Here is a 4,715-nt window from a genome sequence, read left to right as displayed (position 1 = left end):
ACCCCTACCCCTTCCCCTGAGATCACGGCAACGCTGATTAGCGGTCTCAGTGCCTATGGGCGACTCTACGATCTGCCCAACTCCCCCGATCAAGTGCAGGGTATTCTGGGCACCCTGCTACGGCTTTACCAGCCCGACTGGCCTACTCCCCTTGTCGATGTCATCGCTCAGCAGGTGCTCGATGGCCTCACCCTTGAAGATCTTAAAAATGCCATTGTCAGCCGCGCCAGCAGCGCCCTGGCCAAAGCAGCCCACCGTTGGCAGCAGCGCCTGAGCGACCAGGCCAAGGGTGTCTTAACCACCTATGTGCAGCGCTACAGGCCGACCGTAACGCCAGATACCTTGAGCAGTATGGCAACCTCGGTGATACCGCTGGTGAACGATGGCGTAATCACGCGCTCAGAGGCGATCGGCCTGGTGAGCCTGGTAGTACAAACCTTTGATTTAGAGAGTGCAATCCGCGGCAGCATTCCGGCAGAACTGGCTGCCGTAGTCAACGCCACCTCCGCTGCGCTGGCTCAAACCCTCGCCATCATCTTGAACCAAAAACCCATGGCTGAGGCCGTCAGCGAAACCGTCACCGCCTACATCGAAAAGTACGCCCCCGGCCTTGTCAACATCGGCTCTGACCTGATTGCCACGGCCCTCAGCGCCGTGCTTAAAAACCAGGTCGATTTTAACCTTGACGTCCAGCTCACCGTCATCGATCAGGCCTTGCTGATTGAGCAGGTCAGCTTTCAGCTCAATGCTTTGCGGCAGTCACCGCTGCCTTCCAAGCCAGCCTGGGCGATCGCAGCACAGGTCAACACCGCTGTTGAACAATACCTGCACAACCGAGGCGACCAGGTTGATCTCACCGCTGGCCTGGTCAGTGACGATGGGCTCTCGATCTCTAGCCCGCTGACCTCTACCCGCCGACCTGCCGACCCGCCAGCTTCAGATTCACCCGCCCTGGGATAGCTCGGTCTCTGCCCGCAGCGTCTCTAAGCCGTGTCGCAGGTCGTTTGTATGCAGCCACCCCACATAGCCTGAGTAGAGGCAGACGCCCTTATCCGAGGCCAAAAACACGTGGTGAATACCCATAGGGCTGCGCCACAGACGAATACTGGTGCCATCGGCAAAGGTATGCCAAGGGGTGGCGCGGGCAAAATCGCGCTGGTGGGCATCGGTCATGCCCGGTATTTGGCGCAGAGGGTCTACCAGAGGGTGGGGCAATAGCGGCGAACTGAGGCGATCGCCCCTCCAAAACTGCTGAATCTGCTCGACTACGCGGGGATGGCAGCGCAGAGCGGCATGGTTGATGCCCCCCAGGCAGACAAACTGCCCATTGGGCACCCGCGTGCTCTCGACGGTAATGGTGCCGTCGCTGCCGCCATCGACATCGCCCGCAATGACCAGGGTGGGAATGACAGCGGCAATGCGGGCCGCGATCGGGCGGCGATCGCGGCCCAGGTCAGTGGCAACCCCTACCCCTACCTTGAGCGGGTCGAGAATGCGGCCCAGATCGGACCCACCCACCGGAGAGCCTACCAGCACCAAAAAGTCTACTCGTGGCCACCATTCGGGGTGTCGGTTCAGCACTTCTAGCCAAATTAGCCCGCCCATCGAGTGACCTACAATGCGCACGGGCAGACTGGGCTGCCGAACCAGGGTAGCCGTAGCCAGGGCGTCTACCTCGTCAACCAAAGGGGCCATGCGCAGCCAGGTCATGGCGTAATTGAGGCAGGGGGCCACAATTTGTGCCTCGTCTGCCGCCAGGCGCTCAGCCAGAGTCATCATCGACTGGTTGGTGTCGGCCCAGCCGTGCTGAGCAAAGAGAAGATAGGTTTCAGGCATCAAGTAAAGCCATTGCTATGGCCCTAGGCCTCTGCTTTGCGAACGGCCAGGGCCGCCCCCAGCAGTGAAGATCCACTCAACAGTAAGCTAATTCCCATATATAAGCCAATTAGCCAAAGGGCACTAAATGGCCATTGGTTGATCACCAAAATTCCCAAAATTAGCGTAATGATGCCGTTAATGGCCACAAACCACGACATGCTGCGCCCGGCTCGATAGCTAAACGCCATGGCAATAGTAAACACACCCTCGACCATAAACAGCAGGCCAAGGGCCAGGGTGAGTACTGCCGTGGCATTGACCAGGTTGAACAAGATATACAGCCCCGCGATCGCGTAAAGAATGCCCACTCCCAGGCTCAACCCCTGCCCCTTAAAGGCATTGGCCTGAAACGCCTGCACAATCTGAAAAACCCCGCTGGTCAACGCGATCCATCCAATGACTGAGGTAAAAACAGCCGAGGCAATGGTGGGCACTAAAATTGCCAAAATTCCTAACCCAATCAACCCAATGCTGAGGGCAATCACCCAGCCTATCGCCGCTTTAGTCGCTTTAATCTCAGTATTCGGAGGAGGTTCCATGGTCATGACAGCACCTCAATGGATAGGATCTGCTGATGGAATAGTCTGCCCAACCAGTCCGTGAGCGTAGTCGATTTGAAGCGAACATCGATGCACCGCAGCGGCTAGTTTTGCCAGTTCAGCAACCTTATACCCTACTTTTATAATGCAGCGCTATCCCCTAGAGGAGATAGCTGCCGTGCCCTAACCGCAGCGTTTTTACCCATGACCTACCCCTGCAATTTAGTAACCGCCGCCTGGCTGGCCCAGCACCTCAATGACCCCAATGTGGTCGTGGTCGACTGCCGCTTTGCCCTGGCCGACCTCCACCAGGGTCAGCAGCAGTACGCCGCTGGCCACATTCCTGGGGCCTGGCACCTAGATCTCAACCAAGACTTGTCTGGCCCGGTGCAGGCCCACGGCGGTCGCCATCCCCTACCCGATTTAGAAACTTTTGGCCAACGACTCTCAGCGATCGGGGTAACGTCTGCCCCGCCTACGTTGGTGGTGGCCTACGACGATTCGCGCTTTGCCTTTGCCGCCCGTCTCTGGTGGCTGCTGCGCTACCTGGGCCACGACCAGGTAGCGGTTTTAGACGGCGGCTGGTCGGGCTGGATGCAGGCAGGTCAACCGACAACGACAGAACGGCCTACGCCTCGGCCAGGTCACTTTACCCCAGCACCCCGCCCAGACTGGATAGTCGATATTGAGGCCGTGCGTCGACGCGACGCAGAAACGGTGCTGATCGACTCGCGATCGCCCGAACGCTACCGGGGCGAAGTCGAACCTATCGACCCCGTCGCGGGCAGCATTCCCGGCGCGGTGAACTATTTTTGGCAGAATATTTCTAGCGAGAACGGCCAGCTTAAATCGCCTGAGGCCCTAGCCCAGCACTGGGCCGCCCTGGATGCCGCCGATCAGGTCATTGTCTACTGCGGCTCTGGCGTCACCGCCTGCGTTAATCTGCTGGCCCAAACCCTAGCCGGGCGACAGGTAGCCAAGCTCTACGTCGGCGGCTGGAGCGACTGGTGCTCTTACCTTTAGCCCATGAGCTGGTTTGAGCCCTAATCTTGATGCAGGCGTAGGGCCGGAGAGGGGTCTTCTTGATCTTGAGCAGCAGAGTCGATGGAAGGGCTGCCCTGGGCCTCTAGCTCCGCTACAGTGGGCACCTTGCCGTGCTCCAGGTGCGCCGAGTCGCTGCTGACGGTCTCAGCCGTACGCTTTGAGAACCCCCAGGCAAAGACCAGGGCGATCACCAGCACCATTAACCATTCAGAGGGCACCAGGGTAGGGTCAATCACCCGTACCAGCAGGCGAATGCCGACAAACGCCACGGTGATAAAACCAGCGTCTTCTAGATGCTCAAATTCTTCTAGCCAGCGAATAAATAACCCCGCCATAAATCGTAGGGTAATAATGCCGATGGTGCCGCCCAGCAAAATCACCAAAACATCCTTAGAAAGGGCCAGGGCGGTGGTTACACTATCGAGGGAAAAGGCTAAATCGGTGAACGCAATCACCGGAATGGCCTGCAAAACGCTGGCAAACCGAGGCCCATGGTGCTGAGCTTCATCGTCGGTTTCAGCTGTGAAATGCTTAAATACGAGCCATAACAGGTAGGCGGCTCCCATTACCTCAAATTGCCAGAACTGCAGCACCCAGCCCGCCGTTAAAATTAGCCCTACCCGCAAAATAAACGCGATTAGCAACCCAAAATTTAACGCCCGACGCTGCATGGTTTCGCTTTCTAGACCCTGCGCGATCGCGGCCAGAGCGATCGCGTTGTCTGCCGACAGCACCGCTTCCAGGGCAATCAGCACCGGCAGCAGCAGCAGGGTATCAACCCCAAAATTGGCAGAAATATCCAGCAGGCGATCTAGCATTAGCTCAGGTCAGCTACCTAAGGCAGCAAAAGTAAAGGTCTTGGGTAAAGGCACAACGCTTGACTGGCTCACGGTCGCAAACTATCCAGGGAAGGATTCCCGCCTGCGACTGGTCAGCGGCGTAATGGTTTTAGTCTAACGTGCCCCACTTCCTTAGAATAGTACGGTTACCAACCATCCGCAGGGGAGACGCCTGGCGTGCTAAGTTCGCTGCTGAGCCAATTTCGACAACGGTATCCCCAGGGCAGCCTAACGTCTGAACTGTTAACTATCCACGACGGGCTGTATGTGGTTCGCGTTTGCGCTGGCGTCAATGGCATCACCCTGGCTAGCGGTCTGGGAGCTAATACCACCCTAGAAACCGCCGAGGATGTCGCAACCACCCGCGCCCTAGAGCGTTTGGGTGCCCCGACCGCCCCACCCACCAGCCTTATTC

At 58.0% G+C, this 4,715-nt stretch carries 5 protein-coding genes and 1 pseudogene; 3 read left to right on the top strand and 3 right to left on the bottom strand.

Annotation, left to right across the window (positions count from 1 at the left end):
* A partial coding sequence (locus IQ273_RS30670) for a hypothetical protein (RefSeq protein WP_194026877.1) occupies positions 1–960 on the top strand: 960 nt, incomplete at its 5' end.
* Here IQ273_RS30670 and IQ273_RS30665 read toward each other — a convergent pair.
* Positions 943–1,836, bottom strand: a complete 894-nt coding sequence (locus IQ273_RS30665) for an alpha/beta hydrolase (RefSeq protein ID WP_194026876.1) — start codon at positions 1,834–1,836, stop codon at positions 943–945. The two genes, IQ273_RS30670 and IQ273_RS30665, sit on opposite strands and share 18 nt — an antisense overlap.
* 23 nt (positions 1,837–1,859) lie before the next feature.
* Positions 1,860–2,423 (bottom strand): HdeD family acid-resistance protein, encoded by a 564-nt coding sequence (locus tag IQ273_RS30660; RefSeq protein ID WP_194026875.1) that lies wholly within the window; start codon positions 2,421–2,423, stop codon positions 1,860–1,862.
* 198 nt (positions 2,424–2,621) lie between these two features.
* Here IQ273_RS30660 and IQ273_RS30655 point away from each other — a divergent pair, with 198 nt between their 5' ends.
* Positions 2,622–3,440 carry a sulfurtransferase gene (locus IQ273_RS30655; protein ID WP_194026874.1) on the top strand — a complete coding sequence of 273 codons (819 nt, stop codon included), beginning with the start codon at positions 2,622–2,624 and terminating at the stop codon, positions 3,438–3,440.
* Positions 3,441–3,460: 20 nt separating this feature from the next.
* On the opposite strand, the gene IQ273_RS30650 is transcribed toward IQ273_RS30655, so the two are convergent.
* The gene (locus tag IQ273_RS30650; RefSeq protein WP_194026873.1) at positions 3,461–4,279 is read right to left on the bottom strand and encodes a TerC family protein; all 819 of its coding nucleotides are present in this window, start codon (positions 4,277–4,279) and stop codon (positions 3,461–3,463) included.
* Positions 4,280–4,477: 198 nt separating this feature from the next.
* Between IQ273_RS30650 and IQ273_RS30645 the strand changes: the two are divergent.
* A pseudogene (locus tag IQ273_RS30645) lies at positions 4,478–4,715 on the top strand (hypothetical protein); the annotation flags it as partial.

It is taken from the genome of Nodosilinea sp. LEGE 07298, from assembly GCF_015207265.1.
GTDB lineage: Bacteria > Cyanobacteriota > Cyanobacteriia > Phormidesmidales > Phormidesmidaceae > Nodosilinea.
The sequence above is the reverse complement of the archived record's forward strand: the minus strand, read 5'-3'. Positions and strand labels throughout refer to the sequence as shown.

Bases quoted from the DNA above. Each gene is read 5' to 3' on its own strand.
- IQ273_RS30655 (WP_194026874.1), top strand. From the start codon at position 2,622: ATGACCTACCCCTGCAATTTAGTAACCGCCGCCTGGCTGGCCCAGCAC.
- IQ273_RS30665 (WP_194026876.1), bottom strand. From the start codon at position 1,836: ATGCCTGAAACCTATCTTCTCTTTGCTCAGCACGGCTGGGCCGACACC.
- IQ273_RS30660 (WP_194026875.1), bottom strand. From the start codon at position 2,423: ATGACCATGGAACCTCCTCCGAATACTGAGATTAAAGCGACTAAAGCG.
- IQ273_RS30650 (WP_194026873.1), bottom strand. From the start codon at position 4,279: ATGCTAGATCGCCTGCTGGATATTTCTGCCAATTTTGGGGTTGATACC.